18 protein-coding genes and 1 tRNA gene are annotated in these 17315 nt (G+C 67.6%); 15 read left to right on the top strand and 4 right to left on the bottom strand.

Going from position 1 to position 17315, the window contains the following annotated elements; genetic code table 11:
• Positions 1-82 (bottom strand) — tRNA-Tyr (locus tag ACM6LU_RS02925).
• A gap of 119 nt (positions 83-201) precedes the next feature.
• On the opposite strand from ACM6LU_RS02925, the gene ACM6LU_RS02930 reads away from it, so the two are divergent.
• Positions 202-693: a YajQ family cyclic di-GMP-binding protein gene (locus ACM6LU_RS02930; RefSeq protein WP_414935990.1), complete on the top strand. Its 492-nt coding sequence runs from the start codon at positions 202-204 to the stop codon at positions 691-693.
• Positions 694-745: 52 nt separating this feature from the next.
• Here the strand turns inward: ACM6LU_RS02930 and ACM6LU_RS02935 are convergent, their stop codons facing one another.
• A complete protein-coding gene (locus tag ACM6LU_RS02935) occupies positions 746-937 on the bottom strand; it encodes a hypothetical protein (RefSeq protein WP_414935991.1) in 192 nt (63 codons plus the stop codon).
• Positions 938-1021: 84 nt separating this feature from the next.
• Positions 1022-1207, bottom strand: coding sequence for a hypothetical protein (locus tag ACM6LU_RS02940; RefSeq protein ID WP_414935992.1), 186 nt, complete (start codon positions 1205-1207; stop codon positions 1022-1024).
• Positions 1208-1490: 283 nt separating this feature from the next.
• Here ACM6LU_RS02940 and rfbA point away from each other — a divergent pair, with 283 nt between their 5' ends.
• The gene (gene rfbA, locus ACM6LU_RS02945) at positions 1491-2372 is read left to right on the top strand and encodes a glucose-1-phosphate thymidylyltransferase RfbA (protein ID WP_414935993.1); all 882 of its coding nucleotides are present in this window, start codon (positions 1491-1493) and stop codon (positions 2370-2372) included.
• A 237-nt stretch (positions 2373-2609) separates the two neighbouring features.
• Here the strand turns inward: rfbA and htpX are convergent, their stop codons facing one another.
• Positions 2610-3476, bottom strand: a complete 867-nt coding sequence (gene htpX, locus ACM6LU_RS02950) for a zinc metalloprotease HtpX (protein ID WP_414935994.1) — start codon at positions 3474-3476, stop codon at positions 2610-2612.
• Between the two features lie 226 nt (positions 3477-3702).
• Between htpX and ACM6LU_RS02955 the strand changes: the two genes are divergently transcribed.
• The 13 genes from ACM6LU_RS02955 to ACM6LU_RS03015 all read left to right on the top strand — a co-directional run bounded on the left by ACM6LU_RS02955 (position 3703) and on the right by ACM6LU_RS03015 (position 17313).
• Complete coding sequence (locus tag ACM6LU_RS02955) at positions 3703-3900, top strand: hypothetical protein (protein ID WP_414935995.1); 198 nt, start codon at positions 3703-3705, stop codon at positions 3898-3900.
• 63 nt (positions 3901-3963) lie between these two features.
• Positions 3964-4095, top strand: a complete 132-nt coding sequence (locus ACM6LU_RS02960) for a hypothetical protein (protein ID WP_414935996.1) — start codon at positions 3964-3966, stop codon at positions 4093-4095.
• Between the two features lie 481 nt (positions 4096-4576).
• Complete coding sequence (locus ACM6LU_RS02965; protein WP_414935997.1) at positions 4577-5764, top strand: BtrH N-terminal domain-containing protein; 1188 nt, start codon at positions 4577-4579, stop codon at positions 5762-5764.
• A gap of 207 nt (positions 5765-5971) precedes the next feature.
• Entirely contained in the window at positions 5972-7897 is a 1926-nt protein-coding gene (locus tag ACM6LU_RS02970) for a S8 family serine peptidase (protein ID WP_414935998.1), read from the top strand.
• Between the two features lie 477 nt (positions 7898-8374).
• Positions 8375-9610 (top strand): class I SAM-dependent methyltransferase, encoded by a 1236-nt coding sequence (locus tag ACM6LU_RS02975; protein ID WP_414935999.1) that lies wholly within the window; start codon positions 8375-8377, stop codon positions 9608-9610.
• A complete protein-coding gene (locus ACM6LU_RS02980) occupies positions 9607-10404 on the top strand; it encodes a glucose-1-phosphate cytidylyltransferase (RefSeq protein ID WP_414936000.1) in 798 nt (265 codons plus the stop codon). The genes ACM6LU_RS02975 and ACM6LU_RS02980 overlap by 4 nt, the downstream gene beginning before the upstream one ends.
• Complete coding sequence (locus ACM6LU_RS02985; protein ID WP_414937068.1) at positions 10401-11054, top strand: PIG-L deacetylase family protein; 654 nt, start codon at positions 10401-10403, stop codon at positions 11052-11054. The genes ACM6LU_RS02980 and ACM6LU_RS02985 overlap by 4 nt, the downstream gene beginning before the upstream one ends.
• Positions 11055-11059: 5 nt before the next feature.
• Complete coding sequence (locus ACM6LU_RS02990; RefSeq protein WP_414936001.1) at positions 11060-12082, top strand: NAD-dependent epimerase/dehydratase family protein; 1023 nt, start codon at positions 11060-11062, stop codon at positions 12080-12082.
• Positions 12082-13356, top strand: coding sequence for a DUF4910 domain-containing protein (locus ACM6LU_RS02995; protein ID WP_414936002.1), 1275 nt, complete (start codon positions 12082-12084; stop codon positions 13354-13356). The genes ACM6LU_RS02990 and ACM6LU_RS02995 overlap by 1 nt, the downstream gene beginning before the upstream one ends.
• 6 nt (positions 13357-13362) lie before the next feature.
• A complete protein-coding gene (locus ACM6LU_RS03000) occupies positions 13363-14637 on the top strand; it encodes a hypothetical protein (protein ID WP_414936003.1) in 1275 nt (424 codons plus the stop codon).
• On the top strand, positions 14634-15584 hold the full coding sequence (locus ACM6LU_RS03005; RefSeq protein WP_414936004.1) for a glycosyltransferase family 2 protein: 951 nt from the start codon (positions 14634-14636) through the stop codon (positions 15582-15584). Before ACM6LU_RS03000 ends, ACM6LU_RS03005 begins: the two co-directional genes overlap by 4 nt.
• Complete coding sequence (locus tag ACM6LU_RS03010) at positions 15581-16768, top strand: polysaccharide pyruvyl transferase family protein (RefSeq protein ID WP_414936005.1); 1188 nt, start codon at positions 15581-15583, stop codon at positions 16766-16768. Before ACM6LU_RS03005 ends, ACM6LU_RS03010 begins: the two co-directional genes overlap by 4 nt.
• A complete protein-coding gene (locus tag ACM6LU_RS03015; RefSeq protein ID WP_414936006.1) occupies positions 16765-17313 on the top strand; it encodes a dTDP-4-dehydrorhamnose 3,5-epimerase family protein in 549 nt (182 codons plus the stop codon). The genes ACM6LU_RS03010 and ACM6LU_RS03015 overlap by 4 nt, the downstream gene beginning before the upstream one ends.
• The last annotated feature ends 2 nt before the right edge of the window (positions 17314-17315 follow it).

The raw sequence follows: 17315 nt of genomic DNA on the forward strand, positions 1-17315 counted from the left end.
TGGCGAGTGAGGGATTCGAACCCCCGAAGGCGTAGCCGTCTGATTTACAGTCAGATCCCTTTGGCCGCTCGGGCAACTCGCCGTGGCCGGGCAAGCCCGGTCGAGATGAAAGAATACCCAAGGCCGTGGCGGGCCCGTCAACCGGGTTACACAGGGCTAGGGTGGAAGCTCCTGACAAGCGAGTACGAGGTGTGAGAACACGTGGCGGATCCCTCTTTCGACGTGGTGAGCAAGGTCGATCGCCAGGAGGTGGACAACGCCCTGAACCAGGCCAGCAAGGAACTCGGTACGCGGTTCGACTTCCGGGGTACCGGGACCAAGATCGACTGGTCCGGCGAGGAGGCGATCGCGATCGAGTCGGAGACCGAGGAGCGGGCGCTGGCGGCGGTCGAGGTGTTCAAGGAGAAGCTGATCAAGCGCGGTATCTCCCTGAAGGCCTTCGAGGCGGACGAGCCGGCGTTGTCCGGCAAGATCTACAAGTTGAGCGGCAAGATCCTGCAGGGAATCGCGTCGGACAAGGCGAAGCAGATCGCCAAGTTCATTCGCGACGAGGGCCCGAAGGGGGTCCAGGCGCAGATCCAGGGCGACCAGCTGCGGGTGTCCGGCAAGAAGAAGGACCAGCTGCAGGACGTGATCGCCTTGCTCAAGGGCAAGGACTTCGAGATCGCGCTGCAGTTCACGAATTACCGCTGATTCCAGCGGAGAGGGCCACCTTCGGGAGCACCGAAGGTGGCCTTCGTCCTGCCTACGACGCGGTGACCGTCCAGGTCCCGTCCCCTCCGATCGACACGAACGCGGGGCCGGGCACGGGAACGTCGCCCTGGTAGTCGCCGAGCTGGTTCACGGGGAGATCCGAGAAGTCGTCGCCGTGCACCCACACCGTGGTGCGGCCGCTGTTCTCGGTGATGACGGCGACCGACGAGACGGTGTCGGGCACAGAGAAGACGGCCTCGCTCCTTCCCAAGAGGGGTTTGCCCGGCTCCAGCACGGGCAGGCCGCTTTCGTCGGTGATGGTCAGTGTTCAGGCGGCGTTCGCCTTGATCGTGAACGCCTTCGCCCGGTAGCCGGGCATGTCGTTGATCCACTGCGTGCCCTTGTATGGGCCGCTGTCGTTGACGATCAGCTCGTTCTCGGTGTCGACCGCGACGTGCCCGGAGCACTTCGGACAGTCGAAGGTCACGAAGCCCAGGCGCATCGGCCAGGCCATGGTGACCGTCGCACTCCCCTTGCCCGAGTGCTTCTCCGCAGGCCGGGCGGCGGGATGGGAGCGCCGGAGGAATCACGTAGGCCCTCGGACGCGGCCCGCGGGACGACGCGACCCGTGTTCGGCCGAGCAGGCCACCAGCAGCACGGCGCTCAAGGCCGCGCAGAAACGCCTGACACCAGTACCCTAGTCGAGCCCCCAACGGATCTTTGCGAAGGGCCCGGCGTTCTGGTCCACCCGGTAGTGTGAAGTCGTAGGTCGGACGACTACGAAGCGGGGGCGCTGGATGAAGGGCATCGTGCTGGCGGGGGGCAGCGGGACGCGGCTGCATCCCATCACCCAGGCCATCTCGAAACAGCTGTTGCCGGTCTACGACAAACCGATGATCTACTATCCGATCTCGGTGCTGATGTTCGCCGGCATCCGCGAGATCCTGATCATCTCGACCCCCTCCGACCTGCCGAACTTCCGCAAGCTCCTCGGTGACGGCAGCCAGTTCGGGCTCAGCTTCAGCTACGCCGAACAGGCCGCCCCCAACGGGCTGGCCGAGGCGTTCGTCATCGGCGCGGACTTCGTCGGTAACGACGAAGTCGCGCTCGTGCTCGGTGACAACATTTTCTACGGCCAGGGCTTCTCCAGCAGGCTGCAGGCCGCCGCGACCGGGCTCGACGGCTGCGTCCTGTTCGGCTACCCGGTGAAGGATCCGCAGCGCTACGGCGTCGGCGAGATCGGAGCCGACGGCAAACTCCTCTCCATCGAGGAGAAGCCCGAGAAGCCGAAGTCGAACAAGGCCATCACCGGTCTGTACTTCTACGACAACCAGGTCCTCGAGATCGCCCGTGACCTCAAGCCCTCCCCGCGCGGCGAACTCGAGATCACCGACGTCAACCTCGCCTACCTGCGGCAGGACCGCGCGACCCTGGTCGATCTGGGTCGCGGGTTCGCCTGGCTCGACACCGGCACGCACGACTCGCTGCTGGAAGCGGGCCAGTTCGTACAGGTCCTCGAACACCGGACGGGCGTCCGGATCGCCTGTCTCGAGGAGGTCGCGCTGCGGATGGGCTTCATCGACGCGGAGGAGTGCTTCGCGCTCGGCGCGAAGCTCGCGAAGTCCGGCTACGGCGAGTACCTGATGAACGTCGCGCGCACGCAAGGCGCTACCGGCTGATCAAGTGCTCCGCAGGTGCCGCCGAGGGCGAAGGGCGCGGCCGGCATGGTCAGCAGCTCGCCGGGCTCGCGGCCGTGGGCGGGCAACCGCCGTTTGACGTCGGCGGCCCCCACGCAAGTAGTCCTCTAGTTGCGGTCCTTGCGCACGCAACTACCGCGTTTAGTCCTGTAGTTGCGGTAGTTCGAGGGTGAATTACCGCAACTAGAGGACTAAACGCGGGGAGGGAGGGGGGTGGGGTCAGAAGGAGCGGCGGGACATTTCTTCGAGGCGCCGGATGCGTTCGGCCATGGGCGGGTGGGTCGAGAAGAGTTTCGAGAGGCCCTCGCCCTGCCGGAACGGGTTCGCGATCATGAGGTGCGACTGCGACACCAGCTTCGGCTCCGGCACGAGCGGCGCCGCGCGCGTCCCCCGGTCGAGTTTCCGCAGCGCCGACGCCAGCCCGAGCGGATCGCCGGTGAGTTCCGCGCCCGACGCGTCGGCCTGGTACTCCCGCGACCGGCTCACGCCGAGCTTCACGACGGCGGCCGCGATCGGCCCGATCAGCACCAGCAGCAACGCGACCAGCGGGCTGTCGCCGTCCTCGCGGTTTCCGCCGCCGAAGACGCTGGTGAACATCGCGATGTTGGCAATCACGCTGATCACGCTCGCCAGCGCGCCCGCGACACAGGAAATGAGGATGTCGCGGTTGTAGACATGGGACAACTCGTGCCCCAGCACGGCCCGCAATTCGCGCTCGTCGAGCAGATCGAGGATGCCGGTGGTGCAGCACACCGCCGCGTGCCGGGGGCTGCGGCCGGTGGCGAACGCGTTCGGGGCCGACGTGGGGCTGAGGTAGAGCCGCGGCACCGGCTGACGCGCGGTGGTCGCCAGCTCACGCACGATCCGGTACATCGCCGGATGCTCGGCCTCGGAGACCGGCCGGGCGCACATGGCCCGCAGCGCCAGCTTCCCGGAGTTGAAATAGGCGTAGGCGTTGACCCCGAGCGCCACCACCAGGCCGATGACCAGCGCACCCCGCCCGAAGAACCCGCTGATCCCGACGATGAGCGCGGACAGCGTGCCGAGCAGGACGACGGTCTTCAGCCCGTTCCGGTGTTTGTGCACGGCGTCCTGCTCCTTTCTTTCTCCGGGTATTCGGACGAGGGGAGGTTACTCATCGGAAACAACGCGGTCGGGGGGCGCTGAGTTCCTTCGCCCGTACGCCTGCGCGAGGGCCCGAACTGAGCTGCCGCGCCCTGCTCTCGCCGGCCACGGCAGGCGCTTCCGCGCTCGCCTTCGCACCGGCGGCCAGAGCCTCGTCGAGGTCGGGGGCGCCCCGGAGGCGGTCGCGGTGAATTCCGTCACCGGCTTCGCCTACGTCTCGAACCCGTCCATCGGCACCGTCGGCGCGATGATCCCGGTCGGCGGCGAGCCCACCGGGCTGGCGGTGGACGCCGTGACCGACCGTGTCTTCGTCACGAATCCGCCCGCCGGGAGCGTCCAGTGTCGACATCGACGAGCAAGCGAACCGCATCTACGCGGTCAGTGACCTCACCGGGACACTCGCCGTCCTCGACGGCGTCAGGTCGCCGTGCACCGCGGGAGCGGTACGGTGTTCGTCGCGAATTCGGCGATCCATCATCTGTCCGTTGTGGACGCGAGCGCGTGCGAGGAGAAGGCGACCGTGCTGCTGCGCTCGGAATCGTCGGCCGTCGCGGTCCACCAGGGCACGAACACCGTGTGACCTGCTCACCGGTGACCTGTCACTCGGGGTGAACCCGGGGCGCGGTCGCGATCGATCAGCGCACCAAAACGGTGTACGTTACGGATCCCTTACGCGGCAGGGTTTCCTTGATCAGGGATCTTTGAGGTCTCGCGTGGAGTGACTCCGGGTTTGCGAGTCCCGGACCTCACGTGGCCGGACGGGGCGAGCGCGCTGGGCGCCGATCTGGCGGCCGTCGCCAGGAAGGCCGGCCCGAGAACGACATGATCGAGGCCTGCACCGCACTCGGTTCCTCGCCGCGCACACCGAACGCGCGAAACACCGGTGTGCCCTGCTCGCGCAGGCCATCCCGACGCTCGACGTGTTCAAGCAGCACTGCGAAAACGAGGCCGTGACGACGCCGAAATCACCAAGACCGTTTATCACACCCCAGACATCGGGCGCGGGGCGAGAAGCTCTGACGCTACTCGCTCACCTCGCCATCCACGGGCATGATGGCGGGGTGAGCGAGTACGAATTGCGTGGCGGACTGCAACCGGACGTGTCGGCGGTGGCCGCCGTACTGGCGCACCACGGTGTCGAAGGGCCGGACGGCAAGGCTCCCAGCGAGGCGTTGATCTTCGCCGCGTCCGGCGGGATCGGGGCGGGCTACATCCTGTGGGACTTCGCGCACGAGACGATGTCGACGATCGTGTTCGGCTTCCGTACGCGATGGCAATATCCGCAGGAGTGGCTGAAGTCCACAGTGGACCGTCTCGGGCTGCGGGCGGGCCTCCACACCACCGGCGGCAAACGCGCCGCCGCGAAACGGCTCACCGCGGACCTCGAAGCGGGTCGACCGGTGATCGTCCTTCCCGACCGCGAGTCGCTCGGCTACTGGCATCTGCCGCCGGAGATGTCCGGTGGCGGCGGGCATTTCGTCGTCGCGTACGGCGAGGAGGACGGCCGGGTGCTCGTCGACGACCGGAATCTCGCCCCGCTGACCGTCGACCGGAAGACGTTCGACGCCGCGCGCGGACGGGTCGGCTCGTACAAGAACTTGCTCGCGACGATCGAACCCGGCGAGGTCGCCGACTGGCGGGCGGCCGTGCGCGGCGGGCTGACGGACTGCGCGCGAAACCTCTCCGCGTCGTCGAAGTCGTTCTCGCTGCCCGCCTGGGGGCGCTGGGCGAAGGCGATGACCGACGAACGCGATCCCAAGGGCTGGCCGCGCGCGTTCGGCGAGCGGCGCGGGCTCGTCGGGGCGTTGCTCACCGTGTGGGAGAGCGTCACCCCGGCCGGGATGGAGGGCGGGCATCTGCGCGCGCTGTTCGCCGACGCGCTCACCGAGTCCTCCGGGCTGCTCGATCTCCCCGCACTGGGCGAACAGGCGTCGACCTGGCGCGGGATCGCCGAACGCTGGGCGGAACTGGCCGAGACCGCCGTTCCGGCGTCGAACGCGGAGTTCGCCTGGATGCGCGGGCTGGTCAGCGCGGTGTCGGCGGGTGTCCGCGAAGGCGACGCGGGGCAGGACGCGGCCGCGTCGGCGGGCGAGGAGATGTGGAAACTCCGCGCGCACTACAACGACGAAATGCCGTTCACCGACGTCGAGATCGGTGACCGCTTCGCCGCGATGGGCACGCTGCTCCGGGACATCCACACCGCCGAGACCACCGCGATCCGCGAACTTTCCGAAGCCCTGATGGAGTGAACCGGGCCGGTGTCACCTCAAACGGCTGACGCGGTTCAGCGGGACGATCGACGCAATTTCGCCGCCCGCTGAAACGGGTTTTCAACCGTTTATGCTCCATTTCCCGCGACACTGGAACACGGCTGGGCCGTTCAGCGGCTGATCATCACGCTTTTCGGCCGGTACCTTCGAAAGACCTCTCCCTCGCAGAGATCCCCGGAGGTATTCATGCCACGGTCGAAGTCTGTCCGCCTTCTCGCACCCTTGATCGGCGCACTCATGCTGACGAGCGGGGTCGCCGTCGCCGCCCCAGCCGGGGCCGACCCCCAGTTCATCCGGCTGGCCAGCAGAACCTTCGACCCGCTCACCCAGCGGACGGCCGTGAGCCAGGACTGGAAGGGCGCCTACCTGCTCCAGGTCCGGGGCGCGCTGACCGACGTGCAACGCGGGCGATTGCGCGCACTCGGCGTGCGAATCGGGACCTACATTCCCGATTTCGCCTACGTGGTCCGCCTGCAGCCGGAGAACAGGGAATCGGTCACGAAAGTGGATTTCGTCCGCTGGCTCGGCGAATACCGGCCGGACGACAAGGTGGAGATCTCACTGGCCGCGACCGGCAGCTACCTGGTGACGCTGGTGGAATCCGACGCGCGGGACCAGCGCGTGGTCGCCGAGCGAATCCTGCGGCTCGGCGGCGGCATCGAGGCGATCTCGCAGAGCGGGCAGCACATCGTCGCGAAGCTCGGCTCCGGTCAGGTCGCCTCCGTGGCCCAGGGTGCCGAGGTGCTCGCCGTCGGCGCGATCACCGCCCCTGGGACCGACATGGCGAACGCGCGGGAAAGCAGCGGCGCGAACCACATCGAAAGCGTCGGCGGCTATCGAGGCCAGGGCGTGCGCGGCGAGGTGATGGACGGCGGGCTGCGCGCCACCCACCAGGAGTTCAAGGCGCGGCCGACCGTGTTGCACGGCTCGAACTCGAGCGACACGAGCCACGGCACCTCGACGTACGGGCAGATCTTCGCCTCCGGCGTGAGCGCGCCGCAACGCGGTCTGCTGCCCGAAGCCCAGGGCATCTTCGCCACCTACAGCAAACCGGACCGCTATGCCCACACCAAGGAACTGGTCGACCCGGCTGGCAAGTACCGCGCGGTGTTCCAGAGCAACAGCTGGGGCGGCGGGCTGACGACGGCGTACAACTCGGTTTCGGCCGAGCTCGATCGCATCGTCTTCGACCACGACCTGCTGATCTGCCAGTCGCAGAGCAACGCGGGGACCCAGCGGTCGCGGCCGCAGGCCTGGTCGAAGAACGTGCTGTCGGTCGGCGGGCAGTACCACTACAACACGCTCGGCCGCACCGACGACAAGTGGAACGGCGGCGCCAGTATCGGCCCGGCCGCCGACGGGCGGATCAAACCGGAGCTGTCGAACTACTACGACCGGATCGACACGACGTCGTCCGGCAGTGACACCTCGTACACGACGTCGTTCGGCGGTACGAGCGGCGCCACCCCGATCACCTGCGGGAACGCCGGCCTGCTGTTCCAGATGTGGGCCGACGGCGTGTTCGACGGCGCCCCCGGCAAGGGCCGCGACGTCTTCACGAGCCGCCCGCACGCCGCGACCGCGAAGGCACTGCTGATCAACGGCGCCGACCAGTTCGCGTTCAGCGGCACCTCGCACGACCTGACCCGGACGCACCAGGGCTGGGGCACCGCGAACGTGCGGTACCTGCACGAGCAGGCCAAGGCGAACGGGTGGAAACTGCCGGTGCTGGTCAACGAGACGGATCTGCTGAGCACCGGGCAGTCCAAGAAGTACACGGTCGCGGTGAACGGGTCCAAGCAGTTCAAGGCGACGCTGGCCTACACCGACCCGGCTGGCTCGCCGACCGCGTCGGTCACCAGGGTCAACGACCTGACCCTGAAGGTCACCGCGCCGAACGGGACGGTGTACTACGGCAACAACGGGTTGAAGGCAGGCAATTTCTCGACCGAGGGCGGGTCGCCGAACACGATCGACACGGTGGAGAACGTCATCCTCGAGAAGCCGGCCGCGGGTACGTGGACGGTGGAGGTCGTGGCGACGCAGGTGAACGCTGACGGGCACCCGGAGACTTCGGCGACCGATGCGGACTACGCGTTGGTGGTTTCTTGACGGTGTGAGGCAGGTCCGTGAAGGGCCCCTTCCCTACTCTGAAGGTCAGGGTCCAGGCAAAGCCGAGGTCTGGTAGGTCAGGCGGCTCTTCGTCGCTGTGCGAGGCTGACGATGGAGGAATGGGACGTTGAGTGTCCCCGTTCCTCCATCGTCGCGGGGTCATACCGGTTGCGGAGCTTGATCAACGGAGGTTCAGGGACCTGCCCCCGGCACACGCTCGACCCCTTCAGGTATTAGCGATGCCAAGCCCGGAGGCCTTCACGAACAGGGCCATCAGGAACGTGAGCAGCGGTTCGTGCTCCGAACTCACCCTCAGTCACCATGGCCCGCGCCCGGATGGCGGACACGTCGGCGCCGATGGCCGAGACGTCAGGTTTCGGTTGGGAGACAGAAGCACGAGAGCTCTGAAAGGCATGTAACGAGGCGACCCGGGGTGCCGACGTCTGGGATACGTGACGCGAGCCTAGGAGCCTTTCGATGACCACCTGCCGACTCTGCGGCTCGGCCCATCTCGCCAGCGTCGTCGACCTCGGAGCGACGCCGCCGTGCGAGCGATTCCTGACCGCGGAGCAGCTCGCGGACCCGGAGCCGACTTACCCCCTGCACCTGCAGGTCTGCACCGAATGCCAGCTCGCCCAGATCCCGCCGCTGATCACCCCAGAAGAGACGTTCACCGAATACGCGTACTTCTCGTCGTATTCCGCCTCCTGGGTCGAACACGCCAAGACGTTCGTCGACGGCGCTGTCGAGCGGCTCGGACTGGATGATTCCTCGTTCGTCGTCGAGGTCGCCAGCAATGACGGCTACCTGCTCAAACACGTTGTGGCACAGCAAATCCGCTGTCTGGGCGTGGAACCTTCGGTGAACGTCGGCCAAGCCGCGCGTGACGCCGGGGTGCCGACGAAGACCGCCTTCCTCGGTCCCGAGAGCGGACGTGAAGTCCGCGAGGAGCACGGTTCCGCCGACCTCGTCGTGGCGAACAACGTTTACGCGCACATTCCGGACATCATCGGCTTCACGCACGGTCTTCGTGCCCTCGTCGCCGACGACGGCTGGGTCAGCATCGAGGTCCAGCACCTGCTGACGCTGATCCAGGAGAACCAGTACGACACGATCTATCACGAGCACTTCCAATACTACACGGTGGAATCCGCGCGCCGGGCCCTTTCACGGGGCGGTTTGTCCGTTGTGGACGTCGAACTCCTGCCAACCCACGGCGGTTCCATCCGGCTGTGGGCGCGCCCGGACGCCGTCGCGGGCGAGCCGAGCGAGCGGATGACGCGGATCCTCGACGCCGAGAAGGCGGCCGGGCTGCACGAAATGTCCGGCTACACCGAGTTCTCCGAGCGGGTCACCAAGGTCCGGCTCGACCTGAACAAGTTCCTCACCGACGCGGCGCTCGAAGGCAAGACCGTCGTCGGCTACGGCGCTCCCGGCAAGGGCAACACGCTGCTGAACCACTGCGGTATCCGGCCGGACGTGCTGCGGTACACCGTCGACCGCAACCCGTACAAGCACGGCCGGTTCACCCCCGGCACCCGGATCCCCATCCTCCCGCCGGAGCGCATCGAAGCGGACCGGCCCGACTACGTGCTCGTCCTTCCGTGGAACCTCCGGGAGGAACTGACCGCCCAATTGTCCTTTGTCGGTGATTGGGGCGGAAAACTGGTTTTCCCCATCCCGCACCTGGAAATCGTCGAGGTGAAGTCGTGAAGGTAGTCCTCTTCTGCGGCGGCTACGGCATGCGGATGCGCAACGGTGACGCGTCCGATGTGCCAAAGCCGATGGCCATGGTCGGCCCCAGACCCCTGATCTGGCACGTGATGCGCTATTACGCGCATTTCGGCCATACCGAGTTCATTCTCTGCCTCGGCTACGGTGCGCACCACATCAAGGAATTCTTTCTCAATTACCAGGAAACGGACTCCAACGATTTCGTCCTGCGGGGCGGCAAGGCGGAACTGTCGTCGACCGATATCGCGGACTGGTCGATCTCCTTCGTGCAGACCGGTCTCGAATCGGCCATCGGCGAGCGGCTGCGCCGGGTGCGCCCGTACCTCGAGGGTGACGAGATGTTCCTCGCCAACTACGCCGACGTCCTCACCGACGCCCCGCTGCCGGAGATGATCGAGCGGTTCTCGAACACCGACGCCGGCGCGTCGATGATGGTCGTACCGCCGCAATCGTCGTTCCACTGCGTCGAAATGGGCGAGGACGGCCTGATCGGCTCGTTGACCCCGGTCAGCGAGATGCCGCTGTGGGAGAACGGCGGGTACTTCGTGCTGCGCCAGGAGGTCTTCGACCACATCCCCGAGGGCGGCGACCTGGTGGCCGACGGCTGCGGCGAACTCGCCAAGCGGGGCAAGCTGCTCGCGTACCCGTACCGCGGGTTCTGGAAGCCGACCGACACCGTCAAGGAACGCGTCCAGTTGGACGACGCCTACGCGCGCGGAGACCGCCCGTGGGCGCGGTGGGAGCGCGAACCCGCGACGGCGGGCACGGCGTGATCGCTCTCGGTACCGGCGGGATCGAGCGGATCGTCGCGCTCGGCGCGCATTGCGACGACATCGCCATCGGGGCGGGCGGCAGTTTGTTGACCATTTGCGACCAAAACCCGGGCGTCCGGGTCGACGCGCTCGTCCTGTCCGGCGGCGGCACCGAGCGGGAGGCCGAGGAGCGGGCCGCGCTCGCGGCCTTCTGCCGAGGAGCCGACGTCAAGGTCACCGTGCTCAAGCTGCCCGACGGCCGGTTCCCCGCGCACTGGGAAGAGGCCAAGAACGGGCTGGAGGAACTGCGCCTCCGCACCGACCCGGACCTCGTCCTCTCGCCGCGCACGGCCGACGCGCATCAGGACCACCGCGGTCTGGCGACGCTGGTGCCGACGGTGTTCCGCACGCATCTCCAGCTGGAGTACGAGATCGCCAAATGGGACGGCGACCTCGGCAAAGCATGCGCGTACGTCCCGCTTTCCCCCGAGCGGGCCGAGGAGAAGGTCCGCCTGCTGCAGGAGCACTACGCCTCGCAGCGGCACCGCCGGTGGTACGACCGGGAAGCTTTCCTCGGCCTCGCCCGCATTCGCGGTATCGAATGCGGGCAGCGCTATGCGGAGGCCTTCGACCTCAAGAAACTCACGCTCGACCTCTCTTCGAAAGGCTGAAAGCCATGCGTGTGCTGCTGACCGGGCACCAGGGTTACCTGGGCACGGTGATGGCCCCGGTGCTGGCCGCCGCCGGCCACGAGGTGATCGGCCTCGACTCCGGTCTCTACGACACCTGCGTGCTGGGCCCCCAGCCCGAAGACCCCGAGGGCTACCAGGTCGACCTTCGTGACGTCACGGCCGAGCACGTGTCCGGCGTGGACGCCGTGATCCACCTCGGCGCGCTGTCCAACGACCCGCTCGGTTCGCTGGCGCCGGAATTGACCTACGACATCAACCACCACGCTTCGGTCAGGCTCGCCAAGCTGGCGAAGGAAGCCGGGGTCAAGCGGTACCTCTACGCCTCGACGTGCTCTGTCTACGGCGCCTCGGGTGGCGACGGCCTGGTCGACGAGGACGCGCCGCTGCGCCCGGTGACGCCGTACGCCGAGTCGAAGGTGCGGGTCGAGGACGACGTCCAGGAACTCGCGGACGACGACTTCAGCCCGGTGTACCTGCGCAACGCCACCGCGTTCGGCTTCTCGCCGCGGCTGCGTGGCGACATCGTGCTCAACAATCTGACCGCGCACGCCCACCTCTCCGGCGAGGTGCTGGTGCTCTCCGACGGCACGCCGTGGCGGCCGTTGGTGCACGCCAAAGACATCGCCCGTGCTTTCACCGCGGCGCTGGGAGCACCGAAGGAAGCCATTCACGGCAAGGCGTTCAACATCGGCACCGAACGCAACAACGTGACCGTCGCCGAGATCGCCGAGGAGGTCGTCGAGGCCGTTCCCGGCTCGACGCTGCGGATCACCGGCGAGGCGGGCGCGGACCCGCGGTCCTACCGGGTGGACTTCTCCCGGTTCCGCGCGGCCATCCCCGGTTTCGACTGCGACTGGTCGGTCAAGGACGGCGCGCTCGAACTGATCGAGGCCTACCGGACCCACGGCCTCACCGAACACGGCTTCCAGCGCCTGTTCACCCGCCTGGCACGGTTGCAGGACCGCACCGCCGCCGGTGAGCTCGACGACACCCTGCGACGTCGCTGATGACTCACCGGGAACTGGAGACGGGCGCCGACCTCGAGAAGCTGGTCGAGCGCCTGTATCCGCTGTGCCGCAGCATCACCGGCGACGGCGTCCGCCGCACGCTGGAGATCGTCGGCGAGCACATCCCGCTGGAGATCCACGAGGTCCCCACCGGCACCCGGGTACTGGACTGGACGGTGCCGCAGGAGTGGAACATCCGCGACGCGTACATCAAGGACGCCTCCGGCCGCCGCGTGGTCGACTTCCAAGAGTCGAACCTGCACGTCGTCGGCTACAGCGTCCCGGTATCGAAAAAGATGCCACTGGCGGAACTGCGCGAACACCTGCACACCGTGGCCGACCGGCCGTCCTGGGTGCCGTACCGGACCAGCTACTACTCGCCGACCTGGGGTTTCTGCCTGTCACAAGACACCCTCGACGCGATGCCGGACGGCGAGTACGAAGTGCACATCGATTCTACTTTGGACGACGGGCACCTCACCTACGCCGAACACGTCGTGCCGGGCGAGGTCACCGACGAGGTGATCATCTCCTGTCACACCTGCCACCCCTCGCTGGCGAACGACAACGTCGCCGGGATCGCGATCGCGGCCGCGTTCGCGCAGGCGCTCGAAAAGCCGCACTACACCTACCGGTTCCTGTTCATGCCGGGCACGATCGGCGCCATCACCTGGCTCGCCCGCAACAACGACCGCGTCGGCCGGATCAAGGCGGGGCTCGTGCTGGCGTGTGCCGGTGACCCGGGATCGCTGACCTACAAGCGAAGCCGCCGGGGCGACGCCGAGATCGACCGCGTCCTCGCCCATGTCCTCGCCGAGCGCGAGCACAAGATCGTGGACTTCTCGCCGTACGGGTACGACGAGCGCCAGTTCTGCTCCCCCGGCTTCAACCTCGGTGTCGGATCGCTGACGAGGACGCCGTACGCGGGTTATCCCGAGTACCACACCTCGGCCGACAACCTCGATTTCGTGTCCGCCGCGGCCATGGAGGAGACCCTCCAGACCCTGCGGGACGTACACGCCGTCCTCGACCGCAACCGCAGCTACGTCAACCTCAGTCCCTACGGCGAGCCGCAACTCGGCAAGCGCGGGCTGTACGACTCGCTCGGCGGGAGGAGCGACGCCAAACAAGCCCAGATGGCCATGCTCTGGGTGCTCAACCTCTCGGACGGCGAGCACAGCCTGCTCGACGTCGCCGAGCGGGCAGGGCTGCCGTTCGATTCCGTCGCCGCCGCCGCAGAGGCGCTGCACGACGCCGGATTGCTCAAGGATTAGAAACCGATGCGATCACTTCTGCGTTCCCAAGCCGTCCGGGCCATGGCCGGACGGCTCAGCTGGGGCTTGGGCGACCAGGCCGTCTCCAGCATCACCAATTTCGCGGTCGGCCTTTACGTCGCGCGTTCGCTCGGCACCACGGCGTTCGGCATGTTCAGCCTCGCCTGGGTCAGCTACGGCGTGGTGCTCAACCTCTCGCGCGGGCTGACGACCGACCCGCTGATGGTGCGGTTCTCCGGTGTGTCCACCGAATCCTGGCGGGCGGCGACGGCACGGGCGACCGGGACGGCGCTCACCGCGGGCGTCGTGGCGGGTGTCGTCAGCGTGACGGCCGGGCTCCTGGTGGGTGACGACATCGGCGGCGCGTTCGTCGCACTCGGGATCGTCATTCCCACCTTGTTGCTGCAGGACGCCTGGCGGTTCACCTTCTTCGCCGCCGGGCACGGGAAAAAGGCGTTCGTCAACGACGTCGTCTGGGGCATCGCGCTGATCCCGGCACTGTTCGTCGCGAACCGGTGGTTCGACACGGTCGTCGCCTTCATCCTGGCGTGGGGCCTCTCCGGAGCGGTCGCCGCCGGGTACGGCTGTCTGCAGGCGGGGGTCCGGCCGGATCCGCGCGGCACGCTCGAGTGGCTCAAACGGCACCGCGACCTCGGCGCCCGATACGTGGTCGAAAACGTCAGCAACGCCGGTTCGACCCAGCTGCGGATGTACGGCCTCGGCGCGATCGCCGGGCTCGCGAGCGTCGGCGCGGTACGCGGCGCCGAACTGCTGCTCGGACCGTTCTTCGCCCTTCTGATGGGACTTTCCCTGGTCACGGTGGCCGAAAGCGCGCGGGTGCTCCAACGGGCCCCGCACCGCCTTCGGAACTTCTGCGCCGTTCTCGGCGCCGGCCAGGCGGCGGCGGCCCTGCTCTGGGGTCTCGCCTTGCTTCTGGTACCCCACGACGCCGGCCGGTTCGTGCTCGGTGACGTCTGGGATCCCGCTTCGGAACTGATCCTCCCGGTGACCATCGGTATCGCCGCTGCGGGGTTCAACACCGGGGCGGCCGCCGGATTGCGTGCGCTCGGCGCTGCGAAAAGGAGCCTTCGCGCCCAGCTGATCAACTCGGCCGGCTACGTCGGTTTCGGGCTCATTGGCGCCTTCTTGGCCGGGGCGTCCGGATCCGCTTGGGGGGTCGCGTTGGCGATCACCAGCGGGTCAGCGGTGTGGTGGCTTCAGCTGCATGCCGCGCTCAAAGAACATCTGACTTCGGAGAAGGAAGAAATGAGGACGTCATGAGCACCGCTCCTCGGCTGAGCATCGGGCTCCCGGTCTACAACGGCGAGGACTACCTCGCCGAATCGCTGGACGCACTCCTCGGCCAAAGCTACGAGAACTTCGAACTGATCATCTCGGACAACGCGTCCGTGGACCGCACCGAAGAGATCGGCCGTGAGTACGCGAAACTGGACTCCCGCGTTCGCTACGTGCGCCAGCCGGTGAACATCGGCTGCGCGCCCAACCACAACTACTGCGTCGACGTCGCCCGCGGCGAGTTGTTCAAGTGGGCCTCGGACGACGACCTCTACGCGCGCGACCTGCTGGAGCGCTGTGTCGAGGCGCTCGACGAGCACCCCGAGTTCGTCCTCTCGCACTCGTGGACGGCGATGATCGACGAGAAGGCCGTCGTCACGCAGGCGCTGGAGTACCCGCTCAACACGGTTTCGCCGCACGCCGCGGAACGCTTCCGCAGCACGCTGTTCGCACCCGGCGGGGACGACGACGGCGCGGTCATCCGCACCGAGGTGCTGCGCCGCGTCGCGCCGCTGGACAGCTACCACCACGCGGACCGCACGATCATCTCGGAACTCGCCCTGCACGGCCGGTTCCACCAGGTGCCCGACTGGCTGTACTTCCGGCGTGACCACCCCGGCCGCTCCGAACACGAGCATCCGACCGTGCGCAGGCGTGCGACCAACCTCGACCCGAAGCGGGCCGACAAGCTGCGTCACCCGATGGTGCGGCTGCTCGGCGAGTACGTCCTGGGTTACGTCAACGCGATCCGCAACGCGCCGATCTCCGGCGCCGAGAAGCGCGAGTGCTTCCGGTACCTGCGGCAATGGATGCTGAACCGGGCGGGAAACCCGGCCATGGGACGGATGCCGGTCCAGGCCGAGGCCGAAACGGGGCCGCGTGAGGTTTCCGTGGTCTCAGTCGTCGCCGGCCAGGAGGGACGAGTCCCTTGACCCCGCCCGTGAGAATCGGGCTGTTCGGTCTCCTCGGATCAGGGAATCTCGGCAACGACGGTTCCTTCGAGGCGGTTCTCGGGTATTTGCGCGCGGAGCATCCCGCTGCCGCGCTCAGCGTGATGTGCGGCGGTCCGGAAATCGTCGCGTCACGCTACGGACTCGAGACGACCGCGTTGAACTGGTACCAGGGTGAGTACCGGACAGCTTCGGGTCCGTTGTCCATCGTCATGAAGGGGTTCGGCAAACTCGTCGACGTCGTCCGCACGGCGACGTGGGTGCGGCGCCAGGACGTCGTGATCGTGCCGGGGATGGGCGTCCTCGAATCCACCCTTCCCCTGCGCCCGTGGGGTTTCCCGTACGCCCTGTTGCTGCTGTCGGCGTCCGGCAGGCTGGTCGGCACCAAGGTCGCGCTGGTGAGCGTCGGCGCCAACGTCAGCACGCACCGGATCACCCGGTCGATCATCGGCCGGGCCGCGTGGCTGGCGGCGTTCCGGTCCTACCGGGACGAGCCGTCACGGGACGCGATGCGCGCGATGGGGGTGGACGTCACGGACGACCGTGTCTACCCCGATCTCGCCTTCGCCCTCTCGGCGCCGTCGGAACCGGTGCTGCCCCGCTCCGTCGGGGTCGGGGTGATGGCCTACCACGGCGGGAACGACGACCGGGCCCGCGCCGGCGAGATCTATGAGTCCTATGTGGACAATATGACCCGGTTCGTCGCCGGACTGGTCGCCGACGGCCGCCCGGTGCGGTTGTTCATCGGCGATCGAGCCGACCGGCAGGTCGTCGACGAGATCATGACGGAACTGGATTCCCCGTTGGTCACCGCCGCCGACACGTCCACTTTGGACGACGTGCTGCGGGCGATGTCGGCGGTCGAGACCGTCGTCGCCACCCGGTACCACAACGTCCTGTGCGCGCTGAAGCTGGCGAAACCGACGTTGTCCGTCGGGTACGCCCGCAAGAACGACGTCCTCATGGCCGCGTTGGGCCTCGGAGAGTTCTGCCAGCGCGCCAAGGAGATCGACCTCGACAAACTGGTGCGCCAGTTCGCCGAACTCGAGAGCCGCGCGGGCGAACTGACCGAAACCCTGGTGAAACGCGGCGCGGAGCAAGTACGACTGCTGGACGAGCAGTTCTCCGAACTGTCGGCCGCCTTCCTGCCGATGGGAGTCCGATGAAGACGATCCCGGTGCCCGCCATCGCGGGCGCGTACCTGTTCGAGCCGACACCGCACGCCGACGAACGCGGCTTCTTCAGCCGCACGTTCGACGCCGACGTCGTCCGGTCGGCGGGAATCGACCCGAACGGGTTCCTCCAGGACAGTGTTTCCCGGTCTCGAAGAGGAGTGCTGCGCGGGATGCACCTCCGCTCGGGTGCGGGTGAGGCGAAACTGGTCCGGTGTTCGTGGGGCGCCGTCTTCGACGTCGTCGTCGACCTGAGGCCGGATTCGCCGACCTACCTCGGCAAGGAGACGTTCGAACTGTCCGGGGAGACGCAGGTTTCGCTGTACATCCCGGCCGGGTGCGCGCACGGGTTCCAGGCGCTCACCGAGTACGCCGACGTCTCCTACCGGATCGACCGCGCGCATGATCCCGCCGAAGACGTGGCGATCGCCTTCGACGACCCGGAGCTGGCGATCGACTGGCCACTTCCGGCCGCCTTCGTCTCGGAGCGGGACCGCCGGGCCCTCCCGCTCTCCGCGGTACTACAGAACACGAGGTGATT

Source organism: Amycolatopsis sp. cmx-11-51, from assembly GCF_047608665.1.
Classification (GTDB): Bacteria; Actinomycetota; Actinomycetes; order Mycobacteriales; family Pseudonocardiaceae; genus Amycolatopsis.

Bases quoted from the DNA above. Each gene is read 5' to 3' on its own strand.
- ACM6LU_RS02975 (WP_414935999.1), top strand. From the start codon at position 8,375: ATGACCACCTGCCGACTCTGCGGCTCGGCCCATCTCGCCAGCGTCGTC.
- ACM6LU_RS02995 (WP_414936002.1), top strand. From the start codon at position 12,082: ATGACTCACCGGGAACTGGAGACGGGCGCCGACCTCGAGAAGCTGGTC.
- ACM6LU_RS02970 (WP_414935998.1), top strand. From the start codon at position 5,972: ATGCCACGGTCGAAGTCTGTCCGCCTTCTCGCACCCTTGATCGGCGCA.
- ACM6LU_RS03005 (WP_414936004.1), top strand. From the start codon at position 14,634: ATGAGCACCGCTCCTCGGCTGAGCATCGGGCTCCCGGTCTACAACGGC.
- rfbA (WP_414935993.1), top strand. From the start codon at position 1,491: ATGAAGGGCATCGTGCTGGCGGGGGGCAGCGGGACGCGGCTGCATCCC.
- ACM6LU_RS02990 (WP_414936001.1), top strand. From the start codon at position 11,060: ATGCGTGTGCTGCTGACCGGGCACCAGGGTTACCTGGGCACGGTGATG.
- ACM6LU_RS03000 (WP_414936003.1), top strand. From the start codon at position 13,363: ATGCGATCACTTCTGCGTTCCCAAGCCGTCCGGGCCATGGCCGGACGG.
- ACM6LU_RS03015 (WP_414936006.1), top strand. From the start codon at position 16,765: ATGAAGACGATCCCGGTGCCCGCCATCGCGGGCGCGTACCTGTTCGAG.
- ACM6LU_RS02940 (WP_414935992.1), bottom strand. From the start codon at position 1,207: ATGGCCTGGCCGATGCGCCTGGGCTTCGTGACCTTCGACTGTCCGAAG.